The organism is Micromonospora sp. A200 (genome assembly GCF_029893845.1).
Classification (GTDB): domain Bacteria; phylum Actinomycetota; class Actinomycetes; order Mycobacteriales; family Micromonosporaceae; genus Micromonospora; species Micromonospora purpureochromogenes.
The window spans coordinates 1-14,970 of the sequence record NZ_JARXXY010000032.1 but is presented as its reverse complement, the minus strand read 5'-3'; the positions used below and the strand labels follow the sequence as shown (position 1 = coordinate 14,970).

At 74.0% G+C, this 14,970-nt stretch carries 12 protein-coding genes; 9 read left to right on the top strand and 3 right to left on the bottom strand.

Features of this window, described 5'->3' with window-relative positions; all coding sequences use genetic code 11:
* Position 1: 1 nt before the first annotated feature.
* Positions 2-913, bottom strand: a complete 912-nt coding sequence (locus M2302_RS25605; RefSeq protein ID WP_280840396.1) for a cyclase family protein — start codon at positions 911-913, stop codon at positions 2-4.
* Between the two features lie 280 nt (positions 914-1,193).
* Here M2302_RS25605 and mfd point away from each other — a divergent pair, with 280 nt between their 5' ends.
* From mfd to M2302_RS25585, 4 genes are all read left to right on the top strand, one after another.
* Entirely contained in the window at positions 1,194-4,832 is a 3,639-nt protein-coding gene (mfd, locus tag M2302_RS25600) for a transcription-repair coupling factor (protein WP_280840395.1), read from the top strand.
* A 62-nt stretch (positions 4,833-4,894) separates the two neighbouring features.
* Complete coding sequence (locus tag M2302_RS25595) at positions 4,895-5,686, top strand: hypothetical protein (RefSeq protein WP_280840394.1); 792 nt, start codon at positions 4,895-4,897, stop codon at positions 5,684-5,686.
* A 2-nt stretch (positions 5,687-5,688) separates the two neighbouring features.
* On the top strand, positions 5,689-6,669 hold the full coding sequence (locus tag M2302_RS25590; RefSeq protein ID WP_280840393.1) for a nucleoside triphosphate pyrophosphohydrolase: 981 nt from the start codon (positions 5,689-5,691) through the stop codon (positions 6,667-6,669).
* Positions 6,670-6,893: 224 nt separating this feature from the next.
* A complete protein-coding gene (locus tag M2302_RS25585; protein ID WP_280840392.1) occupies positions 6,894-8,513 on the top strand; it encodes a DUF885 domain-containing protein in 1,620 nt (539 codons plus the stop codon).
* A gap of 6 nt (positions 8,514-8,519) precedes the next feature.
* Here M2302_RS25585 and nudC read toward each other — a convergent pair whose 3' ends face one another.
* Both nudC and M2302_RS25575 read right to left on the bottom strand, forming a co-directional pair.
* The gene (gene nudC / locus M2302_RS25580; RefSeq protein ID WP_280840391.1) at positions 8,520-9,485 is read right to left on the bottom strand and encodes an NAD(+) diphosphatase; all 966 of its coding nucleotides are present in this window, start codon (positions 9,483-9,485) and stop codon (positions 8,520-8,522) included.
* On the bottom strand, positions 9,482-10,174 hold the full coding sequence (locus tag M2302_RS25575; protein WP_280840390.1) for a hypothetical protein: 693 nt from the start codon (positions 10,172-10,174) through the stop codon (positions 9,482-9,484). The genes nudC and M2302_RS25575 overlap by 4 nt, the downstream gene beginning before the upstream one ends.
* A gap of 233 nt (positions 10,175-10,407) precedes the next feature.
* On the opposite strand from M2302_RS25575, the gene eno reads away from it, so the two are divergent.
* Genes eno through M2302_RS25550 form a run of 5 tightly spaced genes read left to right on the top strand, consistent with a single transcriptional unit; the run spans position 10,408 to position 14,843 of the window.
* Positions 10,408-11,691, top strand: coding sequence for a phosphopyruvate hydratase (gene eno, locus M2302_RS25570; protein ID WP_210776630.1), 1,284 nt, complete (start codon positions 10,408-10,410; stop codon positions 11,689-11,691).
* A gap of 30 nt (positions 11,692-11,721) precedes the next feature.
* The gene (locus tag M2302_RS25565; protein WP_280840444.1) at positions 11,722-12,345 is read left to right on the top strand and encodes a septum formation initiator family protein; all 624 of its coding nucleotides are present in this window, start codon (positions 11,722-11,724) and stop codon (positions 12,343-12,345) included.
* A gap of 34 nt (positions 12,346-12,379) precedes the next feature.
* A complete protein-coding gene (locus tag M2302_RS25560; RefSeq protein ID WP_088964863.1) occupies positions 12,380-12,934 on the top strand; it encodes a DUF501 domain-containing protein in 555 nt (184 codons plus the stop codon).
* Position 12,935: 1 nt separating this feature from the next.
* Positions 12,936-13,448 (top strand): amino-acid N-acetyltransferase, encoded by a 513-nt coding sequence (locus M2302_RS25555; protein WP_280840389.1) that lies wholly within the window; start codon positions 12,936-12,938, stop codon positions 13,446-13,448.
* Positions 13,449-13,478: 30 nt separating this feature from the next.
* Complete coding sequence (locus M2302_RS25550; protein WP_280840388.1) at positions 13,479-14,843, top strand: hypothetical protein; 1,365 nt, start codon at positions 13,479-13,481, stop codon at positions 14,841-14,843.
* Positions 14,844-14,970 lie beyond the last annotated feature (127 nt).

The following is a 14,970-nucleotide window of genomic DNA, read 5'->3' as shown; positions in this document are numbered from 1 at the left end:
GTCAGCCGACGACGGCGAAGGCGCGAACCGGGAAGGTGCCCATGCCGGCCACCATGGGCGGAGCGGCGGTGAAGCGGAACCCGTCCGGGGGCAGGGCGTCCAGGCCGGTCAGGTGCTCCACGATCGGGATGCCGGCGGCCAGCAGCGCGCTGTGCGCCGGGCGCTCGCCCCCGGACGCCGGGCTCATGTCGTCGATGTTGATCGAGTCGACGCCGACCAGCGCGGCGCCCGCCTCGACCAGGGCGCGGGCCCCGTCGCCGGTGAGGTAGGGGGCGTCCGGCGCGCCGTACCGGTCGGTGCCGAAGTGCGCGGACCAGCCGGTGTGCAGCAGCACCGCACGCCCGGCGACGTCGTACGGCGCCAGCAGCAGCCGGTCCACCGCTCGCGTGCCGGCCGGCACCCGGACCACCAGGCCGGGCAGGTCGGCGAGCCGGTCCAGCGGGACGCCGGTCAGGTCGGCGCCCTCGGACCAGCGGTGCGCGGGAGTGTCCAGGTACGTCCCGGTGTTGGCGATCATGTCGATCCGGCCCACCTGGAACTCGGTGCCCGGGGCGTAGTTCGCCCGGGACGCCTCCCGGGTCAGCCACTCGCTGATCCGGGGGCCCGGCCAGCCGGGCAGGGTGGTCATGCCGTCGGTGATCACGTGACTCAGCTCGACCAGGCGTCGCCCCGTGTCACCGGGCTCGGCGCTGACGGCCCGGCCGCCCTTGTGCGGCTCCTCGATGATCGTCCGGCCGGTGATCCGTACGTCGGCGACCATCAGCAGCCCGAGGTGCCGGACGAAGAGTGCGGCCAGCGCCTCGTCGTCGATCTCCCGCCCCGGGATGTCCAGCCGGAACCCGTCGGTCCGCAGCCCGCCCCCGTTGGCGAAGGTGACCTCCGCGTCGAACTGCGCCCGATACTGCTCTCCCATCCACCCACCCGACCACGCCCACCCACCCCAGTCAAGATCCACCGACCCGGCGGCCCCTGCAAGATCCGCGCACTGTCGGAGAACTCGTGGCCTCCGCCGCGCCGACCTGGTCCGGCATCGTTCCTCCCGTCGCCGCGGCCGCCGCGGATCCGGTACCGGCCCGGCCGCCACGGCTCCAGCCCGGATCGTCTTCCGAGCGGGATAGTCTCGACAGGTGCACCCCCCGTCCGGCTGGACGCGGGGCAGTCGCCGTGCGTCGATTTCCTGGAAGTGATCACAGATGCTCACCGGACTCTTCTCCGCCGCCCTGGCCGATCCCGGGCTGGCCCGGGCGCGTGACCTGGCGCGCTCCGGTGCCGCCCAGGTCGACGGCCTCGACCTCACCGCCCCGGCCGCCCTGCGCCCGTTCGCCGTGGCCGCCGTCGCGGCCGATCCGGTCGACGCCGGCGCCGGCCGGCCCGTGCTCGCCGTGACCGCCACCACCCGCGAGGCCGACGACCTGGCCTCGGCGCTGGGCAGCCTGCTCCCGCCCGAGCAGGTGGCGGTCTTCCCGTCCTGGGAGACGCTGCCGCACGAGCGGCTCTCGCCCCGCTCCGACACCGTCGGCCGCCGGCTGGCCGTGCTGCGCCGGCTGGCGCACCCGCAGTCGGCCGACGCGCACGGCCGTACCGGCCCGCTGCGGGTGGTCGTGGCGCCGGTGCGGTCGCTGCTGCAACCGCAGCTCAAGGGGCTCGGCGATCTCGAACCGGTGCAGCTCACCGCCGGCGACGAGGCCGACCTGGAGGAGGTGGCCCGCCGGCTCACCGACATGGCGTACGCGCGGGTCGACCTGGTCACCAAGCGCGGCGAGTTCGCGGTGCGCGGCGGCATCCTGGACGTCTTCCCGCCCACCGACGAGCACCCCTCCCGGGTCGAGTTCTGGGGCGACGAGGTGGAGGAGATCCGCACCTTCGCCGTCGCCGACCAACGCACGATCGAGCAGGTCCCGCAGCTCTGGGCGCCGCCCTGCCGGGAGCTGCTGCTCACCCCGTCGGTGCGGGAGCGGGCCGCCGCCCTGGCCCAGGAGCACCCGGAGCTGGCCGAGATCCTCGACAAGCTGGCCGAGGGCATCCCGGTCGAGGGGATGGAGTCGCTGGTCCCGGCGCTGCTCGGCAACGAGAGCCTGGAGCTGCTGCTGGACTGCATGCCGGCCGGCACCCACGTACTGCTCTGCGACCCGGAGCGGATCCGCACCCGGGCGCACGACCTGGTCCGTACCTCGGACGAGTTCCTCCAGGCCAGTTGGGCCGCGGCCGCCGTCGGCGGCCAGGCCCCGGTCGACCTCGGCGCCGCCGCCTTCCGGACCCTGGCCGAGGTACGCGCGTCGGCCCGCACGCTGCGCCAGCCCTGGTGGACCCTCGCCCCGTTCGGCCTGGTCGAGGCGGACGCCGCCGCACCGGTCCGGCAGCCCTGGGAGGACGAGCCCACCGAGGTCGACGTCACGCCCGACGACGCGATCGCGGTGAGCCTGGCGGCGCGGCCCGCCCCGCTCTACCACGGCGAGACCTCCCGGGTGGTGGACGACCTCAAGCGCTGGGCCGGCGAGGGCTGGTCGATCGCGCTGGTCTTCGAGGGGCACGGCCCCGCCCAGCGGGCCGTCGAGGTGCTCCGCGACGCCGGTCTGGGCGCCCGGCTGGTCGAGGAGGTGCCGGCCGCGCCCGCCCCCGGCGAGGTGCTGGTCAGCTGTGGCTGCCTGACCGCCGGCTTCGTCGACGAGGCGTCCCGGTTCGTGCTGCTCACCGGCAACGACGTCACCGGCGGCCGGGGCACCTCGACGCGCGACATGCGCAAGATGCCGAGCCGCCGCCGCAACACCATCGACCCGCTGGAGCTCAAGGCCGGCGACCACGTGGTGCACGAGCAGCACGGCATCGGCCGGTACGTCGAGCTGGTGCAGCGCACCGTCAACGGCGCCTCCCGGGAATACCTGGTCATCGAGTACGCGCCGAGCAAGCGCGGCCAGCCCGGCGACCGGCTCTTCGTCCCCACCGACCAGCTCGACCAGCTCAGCCGCTACGTCGGCGGCGAGCAGCCCACTCTGCACAAGATGGGCGGCTCGGACTGGCAGAAGTCCAAGGCCCGCGCCCGCAAGGCGGTCAAGGAGATCGCCGCGCAGCTGATCCAGCTCTACGCCGCGCGCAAGGCGTCCAAGGGGCACCAGTTCGCACCCGACACCCCGTGGCAGCGGGAGCTGGAGGACGCCTTCCCCTGGCAGGAGACGCCGGACCAGCTCGCCGCGATCGAAGAGGTCAAGCGGGACATGGAGCAGACCGTCCCGATGGACCGGCTGATCTGCGGCGACGTCGGCTACGGCAAGACCGAGATCGCCGTCCGGGCCGCCTTCAAGGCGGTGCAGGACGGCAAGCAGGTGGCCGTGCTGGTGCCCACCACGCTGCTGGTGCAGCAGCACTACAACACCTTCGCCGAGCGGATGAGCCAGTTCCCGGTGACCATCCGGCAGCTGTCCCGCTTCCAGACGCCGAAGGAGTCCGAGCGGACGTTGGAGATGATCGCCGACGGCACCGTCGACATCGTCATCGGCACCCACCGGCTGCTCCAGACGGCGACCCGGTTCAAGCAGCTCGGCATGGTGATCATCGACGAGGAGCAGCGGTTCGGCGTCGAGCACAAGGAGCACCTGAAGACGCTGCGCGCCTCGGTGGACGTGTTGAGCATGTCGGCCACCCCGATCCCGCGGACGCTGGAGATGGCGATCACCGGCATCCGGGAGATGTCCACCATCGCCACCCCGCCGGAGGAGCGGCACCCGGTGCTCACCTTCGTCGGGGCGTACGACGACCGGCAGGTGGCCGCCTCCATCCACCGCGAGCTGCTCCGCGACGGGCAGGTCTTCTACCTGCACAACCGGGTCGAGTCGATCGACAAGGCGGCCCGGCGCATCCGCGAGCTGGTGCCCGAGGCGCGGGTCGCGGTGGCACACGGCCAGATGGGCGAGGACGCCCTGGAGAAGGTGATGGTCGGCTTCTGGGAGAAGGAGTTCGACGTCCTGGTCTGCACCACGATCGTGGAGTCCGGCATCGACATCCCGAACGCCAACACCCTGATCGTGGAGCGGGCCGACCTGCTCGGCCTGGCCCAGCTGCACCAGATCCGGGGCCGGGTCGGTCGCGGCCGGGAGCGGGCGTACGCGTACTTCCTCTACCCGCCGGAGAAGCCGCTGACCGAGCACGCCCACGAGCGGCTGGCCACCATCGCCCAGCACACCGAGCTGGGCGCCGGCATGTACGTGGCGATGAAGGACCTGGAGATCCGGGGCGCCGGCAACCTGCTCGGCGGCGAGCAGTCCGGCCACATCGAGGGCGTCGGCTTCGACCTGTACGTCCGGATGGTCGGCGAGGCGGTGTCGGCGTTCAAGGGCGAGCGCCAGGAGGAGGAGGCCGACGTCAAGATCGATCTTCCGATCGACGCGCACCTGCCGCACGACTACGTCGGGGTGGAGCGGCTGCGGCTGGAGATGTACCGCAAGCTGGCCGAGTCCCGCGACGAGGAGCGGCTGCGCGAGGTGGTCGCCGAGATGACCGACCGGTACGGCGAGCCGCCCGCCCCGGTGCAGAACCTGGTCGCGGTGGCCCGGTTCCGCCTGCTGGCCCGCCGGTACGGCCTGACCGACGTGTCGATGCAGGGCAAGCACCTCCGGTTCGGCCCGCTGCCGCTGCCGGATTCCAAGCAGCTGCGGCTCAAGCGCTACCACCCGGACTCGGTCTACAAGCAGGCCACCGACCAGGTCAGCGTGCCGCGGCCGAGCACCCGCCGGGTCGGCGGCGAACCGCTGCGCGACCAGGCGCTGCTGGAGTGGTGCGCGCAGCTCCTCTCCGACGTGCTGGGCGAGCCGGCCGCGCTGGCCGGGGCGTCGGCGTGAGACGCTCCCGTCCGTGGTGGGCGGCGTCACACCGCCGTACCGGGCATGAGAGAGTGACCCGCATGCGTGCACGCCGTCTCATCGCCGCCGCCAGCGTCGCGGCTCTCGGTGTCCTCTCCCTCGCCGCCTGCGGGAAGTCCTCGCCCGACGTGGCCGCGTACGTCGGTGACCGGACCTACTCGGTCGACCGGGTGGACGCGATCTACGACGACGCCCAGGCGAAGTTCGCGGAGGCCGTGCGCCAGAGCGCGACCCAGGCCGGCGTCACCCCGGACGCGGAGCAGCTCCGCTCCCGGGTGACCCGGCAGGACGTGGTGAACCTGCTGGTCAGCATCGACCTGGGTAAGCGGGTCGTGGCCGAGCAGGGCATCCAGGTGTCGGACCAGGTCACCCCGGAGCAGCTCGCGCAGCAGCTCCAGATGCCGCCGCAGGCCGAGTTCGCCAAGCTCTGGGGCGAGTGGGCCGACATCTCCATGGTGCTCAGCCAGAAGCTGCCGCCGGCCGAGCTCAGCGACGCCTCGGTGATGGCCGTCTACCACGCGATCGAGGAGACCGGCGGGATCCAGTCCGGGCTCTCGGTGGGCGAGGTGCGGCAGCTCTTCGGCGAGGGCGGGTTCGTCCGTACCGCGTCGGCGCTCAGCGCGGCACTGGAGGAGGAAGCCGACAAGGTGGACCTGTCGGTCAACCCGCGCTTCCGGCCGCTCGGCGTCCCGTCCTGGGTCAACAAGGGCCAGGAGCTCGTCTTCTACGCCCTGCCGTACGTCGACGCCAGCGGCCCGGTGACCGACATCTCGACCCCCGAGCCGGTCACCACCCCGGCGGAGCAGGCCGGGTCGGCGTCGGTGGCCCCCTGAGCATGTCCGCACGGATCGTCCTGCTGGTCACCTCGCCCCGGCTGCCGGCCGGCCTGCTGACCGCGGCCGCCTGGGACGTCGTACGCTCCGCGCCGGTGCTGACCGGCGGGGAGAGCGCGCTGACCACGGCGGTGCGGGCGGCGGGCGCCGAGGTCACCGTGGTCGAGGCCGGCGCGACGCAGGCGCTGCTCGACGCGGTGGCGGCGCACGGCACGGCGGTCTGGCTGGCCGGTCCCGCCGGTGACGAGGCGCTCGCCCGGGAGCTGGGCCTGCGGCTGGCCCGCCAGCCGGGGCTGGCCGAGCTGGAGCTGATGTACGGCTCGTGGGACCCGCCCGGCGCGCGGCTGCTCGACGCGGTCGAGGTGATGGATCGGCTCGCCTCGCCCGGCGGTGACCCGTGGAAGCGCTCGCAGACCCACCGCAGCCTCGCCGGCTTCCTGCTGGAGGAGTGCTACGAGGCGTACGACGCGATCAGCGCCGACGACACCGACGCGCTCCGCGAGGAGTTGGGCGACGTGCTGCTCCAGGTGCTGCTGCATGCCCGGCTGGCGGAGGAACTGCCCGAGGGCGAGCGGTGGAGCGTCGACGACGTGGCCGGCGGCCTGGTGGACAAGATGGTCCGCCGCAACCCGCACGTCTTCGCCGGCGCGGAGGCGGGCACGCTGGCGGAGATCGAGGCGAGCTGGGAGCGGATCAAGCAGGCCGAGAAGGCCCGCGCCTCGGTGCTGGACGGCATCGCGCTGAGCCAGCCCGCGCTCGCCCTGGCCGCCAAGATCCTGGACCGCGCCGGCCGGATCGGCCTCGCCGTCCCGCCCCCGCTGGCCGACACCCAGGTCGACCCGGAGGCGCGACTCGGTGCCAGCCTGCTGGCCACCGTCGCCGCCGCCCGGCAGGCCGGCATCGACCCCGAGGCCGCCCTGCGCCGCACCACCCTCGCCTACGCCGACGCCGTCCGCACCGCCGAGCGCACCACCCGCGACTGAACCCCGCGTCGGCGCCGGGCACTCCTCCCGTCACTGCCTTCCCCGCGCCGGCGCCCGTCCATCCCGGGTCGTGATCGACTCCATTTGCGGCGTGTCGCGGCGTCCCGTGGCCCGGACACCGCGACACGCCGCAATTCGTGCCAGGGGCCAGGGGCCAGGGGCCAGGGGCCAGGGCCGGTGGCCGGTGGGCGGTGTCGGGACGGTGCGGTCGGTAGGGTCGGGGAATGGAAGAGTTCGTGCCGCTGGCGGAACGGATCGTCGAGGCGTTGCTGGAGATCCGCCCCGGGCTGGCCACCTCCGCCGGTGACCACCGGTACGACGATCGGCTGCCCGATCTCTCCCCGGAGGCCGTGAAGGCCGATCAGGCGATGCTGCGGGAGGCCGCCGACGCGCTCTCCGAACTCGACCCCGACGCGCTGGACGTGGAGGAGCAGGTCGACCACGCGCTGCTCAGCGCCCTGGTCGACCGGGAGCTGTTCGAGCTGGGCGAGATCCGCGGGTACGAGTGGGACCCGCTGCGGCACAACCCGGGGCCGCTGCTGCACGCGGTCGTCGCCCGCCCGTACGCCCCGGTCGAGGAGCGCCTGACCCACCTGGTCGGGCGGCTGTCGGCCGTACCCGATGCGCTGGCGACTGCGCGCGCGACGCTGCGCGACATGCCCCGGGTCCACGCCGAGACGGCGGTGGGGCAGTTCACCGGCACGGCGGCGCTGATCCGCGACGAGGTGCCGCTGCTGCTGGCGCAGGCGCCCGCCATGTTCGACCGGGTGGAGCCGGCCGCCACCGGAGCGATCGCAGCGCTGGAGGAGTTCGTGGCGTGGCTGCGCATCGGCCTCGAGGCCGACGCCGGGCCGGGGCGTGACCCGCGGCTGGGGCGGCGCCGCTGGGAGGCGCGGCTGTGGCACACCCTCGACACCGAGCTGGGCGCCGCCGAGGTGCAGCGCCGCGCCTGGGCCAACCTGGACCGGGTGACCGAGGAGATCCGCGCCGCGGCCGTCGAGCTGGTCGGCGGCCCGGCCGACGACGACACGGTACGCCGGGCGCTGGACCTGCTCGCCGCCGAGCACCCCGACAACCATTCCATCGTGGACCTCGCCTCGACCACCCTGGACGAGGCCGTCGACTTCGTCCGGGACCGTGACCTGGTCACCCTGGTCGACGACCCGTGCGTGATCCAGGAGATGCCGGAGTTCGCCCGGGGCGTGGCCGTCGCCTACTGCGACTCGCCCGGCCCGCTGGAGACGGCGGCGCTGCCCACCTTCTACTGCATCTCGCCCACCCCGGCGGACTGGCCCGCGCACCGGGTGGAGTCGTTCTACCGCGAGTACAACGACCACATGATCCGCAACCTGACCGTGCACGAGGCGATGCCCGGCCACTTCCTCCAGCTCGCGCACGCCCGCCGGTACGCCGGCCCGACCCGGGTCCGCCCGCTGACCGAGTCCGGCGTGTTCGTCGAGGGCTGGGCGGTCTACACCGAGGAGCTGATGGCCGGCCTCGGCTTCGGTGGCCTGCCGGTGCGGTTGCAGCAGCTCAAGATGCAGCTGCGAATGACCATCAACGCGCTGCTGGACCAGTTGGTGCACTGCGAGGACCTGCCCGAGGCGGAGGCGATGGCGCTGATGACCGGGCGCGGCTTCCAGGAGGAGGGCGAGGCGGCCGGCAAGTGGCGGCGGGCGCTGCTCACCTCCACCCAGCTCTCCACGTACTTCGTGGGCTACAGCGAGATGGCCGACATCGCCGCGGCGCGCCCCGACGGGGTGTCGGTGCGCGAGTGGCACGACGCGATGCTCGCGCACGACTGCCCGCCGCCGCGCCACCTGCGGACCCTGCTCGGCGTCTGACCCGGCTCAGCGCCGCCCGGCGGTCACCGCCGCGTCGATCAGCCAGCGCGAGATGGAGTACGCCGGCGGCAGCTCCGCCGGCAGCGCGTCCAGCGGGAACCAGCGCGCCTCGGTCAGCTCCCGCCCGTCCACCACCGGCTCGGCGGACGGGTCGGCGACGGTGGCGGTGAACCCGGTCAGCAGCGTCCCCGGCCCGGACATCGCCCACGGCTGGCTGCCGAAGTAGGCCAGCCGGTCGACGGCCAGCCCGACCTCCTCGCCGACCTCCCGGCGCACCGCCGCCTCCAGCGTCTCGCCGGCCTCGACGAACCCGGCGACCAGCGCCCACAGCTCCGTCGGCCCGTACGCGTGCCGCACCAGCAGCAGCTCGTCGGGGCCGCCGGCCGGGCCGGGGCGGGTGATCGCGGTGAGCACGGCCGCGGAGAGCCGCATCGGCACGTACAGGTCGCAGCCGGGGCACCGCCGGGCCGTCTCGCCGGGCACGTCGGCCAGTTCGGCCCGGCAGGCCCCGCACCACCGGTGGGTACGCCGCCAGGTGACCACGGCCAGCGCCCGCGCGGCCGCCGTGGCGAACGGCTCCGGCAGCTCGGCGGCAAGCGACCGCCAGCTGCGCCAGCGCCCCCACGACTCCGCGGCCTCGGCGACGTCGGCCGCCCACGCCGGTACGCCGTCCAGCGTGCCGACCGGGACCCAGTCGGTGTCGGCGGGCAGCTCGCCGACGCGGGTGAACCGCCCGTCGGCGCGGGTGAGCACCCGGCGACCGGAGACCGGCAGGGCCAGGTCGTCCGGCGCCGGCGCGGCGGTGTGGTCCGTCCCGGGGAGGAACCCGCCGCGAACGGGCGTCGCCGACGCGGCGGGTGGCACCGGTTCCCCGGCTGCGGACGCCCCGAGGGCGGTCGGGTCCGCGGTCTGGGCGGGCGCCCCGGCCGCGGACGCCCGGTCGGCGGGGAGGCCGGGGGGCGGCGCGGTCACGAGGTGGCCGGTCGGCGGTCCACCACGCCCGCGTTCGGCGGCACCTCGAAGGCGGCCGGGTCGACCGTCTCGGTGTAGCGGGTCAGCGTGACCTCGGTCGACGTGCCGTCGAGGGTGCCGGTGAAGCTGCCCAGCAGCCCCTCGGTGGTGACGCAGGTGGTGAAGTCGCCGGCCGAGCGCCGCACGTCGACGCAGGTGGCGTGGTGGCCGGCGACGGTGGTGTCGCTCTGGGTGACCTGGGCGTCCGGGTCGAGGGCGGCCTCGGTGAGCAGCGCCATCACGGCCGGCGGGGTGACCAGGCCCCGCTTGTCCGCCTCGGAGTAGACGACCACCGACGGCTTGCCGGCGGTCAGCTCGGGCGGCAGCACGGTGCAGGCGGTCCGGCCGCCGGCGTTCTCGCACCGGGTGACCGCGTCCTGGGTCACCGTGATCTTGCCGTCCGGCCAGGTGTAGGCGGAGCGCAACGGCTCCTGCGTCTGCGCGATCGAGGCCGTCCGCCCGCCGGCGAACCGGTAGTCCGCGGCCCAGGTGCCGGTCAGCGCGCCGTCCAGCCGGGCGGCCAGGTCGTTGACCAGGTCGGCCCGGCCCAGCGCCCGGCCGGCGTCGTCGAGGGTCTGGCATCCGGTCACCGTGAGCGACGCGGCGACCGACACGGCCAGCACGCGGAGGGTGGTCGATACGGCGGGCATGGCGACCAGCGTGGTCGATCGGGTCCACCCGACGCAAACCCGTTGCCGGTTGAGGCCCGAGAATCCGGGAATGTCCGTCTCACCCCACGCGCCGGTGGGGATCCGGGGCGCGGTACGAACGGCGGGCGACGACGTGCGGCCGGCCGTCGCCCGATACGCTGCGTTCAACACCTGCCCCAGCCGCACCGTCGCGGCCCATACCGGATTCGCACACACGAACGAGGAGCGACTCAGTGGCAACCATCGAGGGAATCGTCGCCCGGGAGATTCTCGACTCGCGGGGCAACCCGACGGTCGAGGTCGAGGTCGGGCTCGACGACGGCACGATCGCCCGCGCCGCGGTGCCCTCCGGCGCCTCCACCGGCGCCTTCGAGGCGATCGAGCTGCGCGACGGTGACTCCGACCGCTACCAGGGCAAGGGCGTCGAGAACGCGGTCGCCAACATCGAGGACAAGATCGTCGACCAGCTCATCGGCTACGAGGCGAGCGAGCAGCGGCTGATCGACCAGAAGATGCTCGACCTCGACGGCACGGACAACAAGGCCGAGCTGGGCGCCAACGCCATCCTGGGCGTCTCCCTGGCGGTGGCGAAGGCCGCCGCCGGCAGCGCCGAGCTGAGCCTCTTCCGCTACCTGGGCGGCCCGAACGCGCACCTGCTGCCGGTGCCGATGATGAACATCCTCAACGGTGGGGCGCACGCCGACTCCAACGTCGACATCCAGGAGTTCATGATCGCGCCGATCGGCGCGCCCAGCTTCCGCGAGGCGCTGCGCTCCGGCACCGAGGTCTACCACGCGCTGAAGTCGGTGCTGAAGAAGAAGGACCTCTCCACCGGCCTCGGCGACGAGGGCGGCTTCGCCCCGAACCTGCCGACCAACGCCGCCGCGCTGGACCTGATCGCCGAGGCGGTGGAGAAGGCCGGCTACCGGCTGGGCACCGACATCGTCTTCGCGCTCGACGTGGCCGCCACCGAGTTCTTCGACAACGGCACCTACACCTTCGAGGGCAGCGCGAAGTCCGCCGAGGAGATGAGCAACTACTACACCAAGCTCATCGGCGACTACCCGATCGTCTCCATCGAGGACCCGCTGTCCGAGGACGACTGGAGCGGCTGGGCGACCCTGACCGCGGCGATCGGCGACCGGATCCAGATCGTCGGCGACGACCTCTTCGTGACCAACCCGCAGCGCATCGCCCGGGGCATCGCCGAGAACGCCGCCAACGCGGTGCTGGTCAAGGTCAACCAGATCGGTTCGCTGACCGAGACCCTGGACGCGGTGGACCTGGCGCACCGGGCCGGCTTCAAGTGCATGATGAGCCACCGGTCCGGCGAGACCGAGGACACCACCATCGCCGACCTGGCCGTCGCCACCGGCTGCGGCCAGATCAAGACCGGCGCGCCGGCCCGCTCCGACCGGGTGGCCAAGTACAACCAGCTCCTGCGAATCGAGGAGGAGCTGGCCGACGCGGCGCGGTACGCCGGCGCGGGCGCGTTCCCGCGTTACCGTTCGGCCTGACCCGCTGAGCCTCGGGGGAGGGGTGTGACGATGCAGCAGCGCCGCACACCGGGCGGTCAGCGCCCCGCCCGTCGACCGACCGGTCGGCCGGGCGGGGCCCGTGGCGCCCGGCCGACCGTGCGCGACGGCGGGGTCCGCGCCGAGCCGCGGGCGGCCGCCGGCCGCACGCGGGGCGCCGAGGGCGTACGCTCCGCGAGCCGTCCCGCCGCCGCCCGTCGTACGGCGGCCGGCGGCACCATCAAGCGGCTCACCGCACCCCACCCCCGACGCTTCACCGGCCGGGCCACCGTGCTCTTCGCGGTGCTGATCGCGCTCGCCCTGGCCTACACCTATCCGGTCCGGGTCTACCTCGACCAGCAGGTGGACATCGAGCGGTTGGAACGCTCGCAGGCCGCCCAGCGGCAGGAGATCTCGAAGCTGTCGGCCGAGGCGGCGAAGTGGCAGGACCCGGCGTACATCGAGATCAAGGCCAGGGAGCGGTTCTACATGGTCCGGCCGGGCGAGACGCCGGTGATCGTGCTGAACGATCCGGAGGGTGCGGCCCGGGACGCCAACGCCGGCAGGCCGCCGGTCCCGCCGAAGACCCCCGACCCCTGGTACGACACGCTCTGGTCGAGCGTGCGGGCGGCGAACGGCGAGCGCCCCGAGAAGTGAGCACCACCCGAGCACCGAACGAGAGATGGGCACCGTGACTGTCGTACCACCGCAGGAGCCGGCGGCGGACTCCGTACCCCTGCCGCAGCGGGAACCGGCCACCGAGGCCGACCTGGCCGCGGTGGCCGCGCAGCTCGGACGCCCGCCGCGCGGCACCCGGGCGGTGGCCCACCGGTGCCCGTGCGGGCTGCCCGACGTGGTGGAGACGACGCCGCGGCTGGCCGACGGCACGCCCTTCCCGACGCTGTTCTACCTGACCTGCCCCCGCGCGACGGCGGCGTGCAGCCGGCTGGAGTCGGCCGGGCTGATGAAGGAGATGGCCGACCGCCTCGCCGAGGACCCGGAGCTGGCCGCCCGCTACCGCGCGGCGCACGAGGACTACCTCGCCCGGCGGGAGGCGATCGGCCAGGTGCCGGAGATCGCCGGCATCTCCGCCGGTGGGATGCCGGGCCGGGTGAAGTGCCTGCACGTGCACCTGGGGCACGCGCTCGGCGCCGGGCCGGGGGTCAACCCGTTCGGCGACGAGACGCTGGCGCTGGTGGAGAAGTGGTGGGCGGCCGGGCCGTGCGTGGACGTGCCGGCGGAGTGAGATGAGCGCCGCCGACGAGATCGTCGTACGCCGGGCGCGCACCGGTGACGTGCGCGGCATCCGGCGGCTGGTCGACACGTACACCGACGACCGGCGGCTGTTGAGCAAGGCCACCGTCACCCTCTACGAGGACGTGCAGGAGTTCCGGGTCGCGGTGACCGGCGACGGCACCGTGGTCGGCTGCGGCGCGCTGCACGTGATGTGGGAGGACCTGGCCGAGATCCGGACGGTGGCGGTGGACCCGGTGTGCCGGGGCCGCAAGATCGGTCACCGGATCGTGGGCGAGCTGATCGACGCCGCCCGGGAGCTGGGCGTCGCGCGGATCTTCGTGCTCACCTTCGAGACCCGGTTCTTCGGCGGGTTCGGCTTCACCGAGATCGACGGGGCGCCGGTGCCACAGCCGGTCTACGAGCAGCTGCTGCGCTCGTACGACGAGGGTGTCGCGGAGTTCCTGGACCTGGAGCGGGTCAAGCCGAACACCCTCGGCAACACCCGGATGCTGCTGCGGCTGTAGCCCCTTGATCGTCTGCGGCACGCTGTGCCCGTGATGATCGTGCGGCGGACGGCCGCGGTCGTGGCGGCGCTGGTGAGCCTCGCCGCCCTGCTCGGGGTGGTACGCCTCGTCGCCCCCGCCACCGCCGGCGTCGCCGCCGAACCGCCCGGGGTGGCCCGGCAGCTCCCTTTCCTGCGCGCCGCGCTGGACGACGGCGCGGGGGAGGACGCCCAGGCGCTCTTCCCCGAGGGGTGGTACTTCGCGCACGTGCTGTACGGCCTGGCCCGGGTCGAGAGTGGTCTGCGGCAGCCGCCGGACCGGCGGGACGAGGCGCTGCGGGAGGCCCGCTGGGCGCTTCAGCGGCTGGAGTCGCCGGCCGGCCGCGCCCCGTTCAGCCCCGACCTGGCCCCCGGGTACGGAGTCTTCTACCAGGGGTGGACGAACTGGCTGCGCGGCGGCGTGCTCGCCCTGCAACCGGCGCAGCGCCGCGACCCGGCCGAGGTCGCCCGCTTCGCCGCCGCCTCGACCGGCCTCGCCGCCGCCTTCGACGCGTCGGCCTCGCCGTACCTGGCCGCGTACCCGGGGCAGGCGTGGCCGGTCGACTCGACCGTGGCGGTCGCCTCGCTGCGCCTGCACGACACGCTGCTGCCGGCCCGCTTCGACCCGACGGTCCGGCGCTGGCTGGATGGCGTACGCCAGCGGCTGGACCCGCGGACCGGCCTGCTGCCGCACCGCGTGGATCTGGTCAGCGGCGCGCCGGCCGAGGTTGCCCGGGGGACCTCGCAGAGCGTCATCCAGCGCTTCCTGGCGGAGATCGACCCGGCCTTCGCCCGCGCGCAGTACCTACGGTTCCGGGAGCTGTTCGTCGTGTCGCCGCTGGGCCTCGGCCCGGCCGTCCGCGAGTACCCGCGCGGACTCGACGGGCCGGCCGACGTCGACTCGGGCCCGCTGCTGCTCGGGGTGAGCCTGTCGGCCACCGTGGTCACCCTGGGCGCCGCGCAGACGCAGGGTGACATGGTGCTGGCCGGCGGGCTCGCCAACTACGGCGAACTGGTCGGCCTGCCCCTGGACACCCCGCACACCAAGCGGTACGCCTTCGGTGTCCTGCCGGTCGGGGACGCCTTCGTGGCCTGGTCGAAGACGGCCCGGCCGTGGGTGTCCGCGCCGCCGGACCCGCCCCCGGCCACGGTCGGGCGATGGTGGCGGCTGCCGCTGCTCTCGCTGCTGGTGCTGGTCGGCGCCCTGCCGTGGCTGCCGTGGGTGCTGCGTCGGCGCCGCCGGTCGACGGCCCCGGTCGTGCCGCGTGGCGCGACGCCCGGGTCCGGGCCGTTCGCGCCCTCCTCGCCGGCCTCGGCGCCCGCCGGGCAGCCCGACACCACGGCGCTGCCCCGGCGTGTCGCGCCGCCCGAGGCATGACCCTTCTCAGCGGTATGCCTGGGAGTCATAAATATGGGTCTTCTGCTGGGTTTGTGGGTCGGTGTAGATCATCTGTTGGGTAGTTGGGGTCGGTGGCCGCCGAGGCTGAGCATGGCCAGGGCGATGA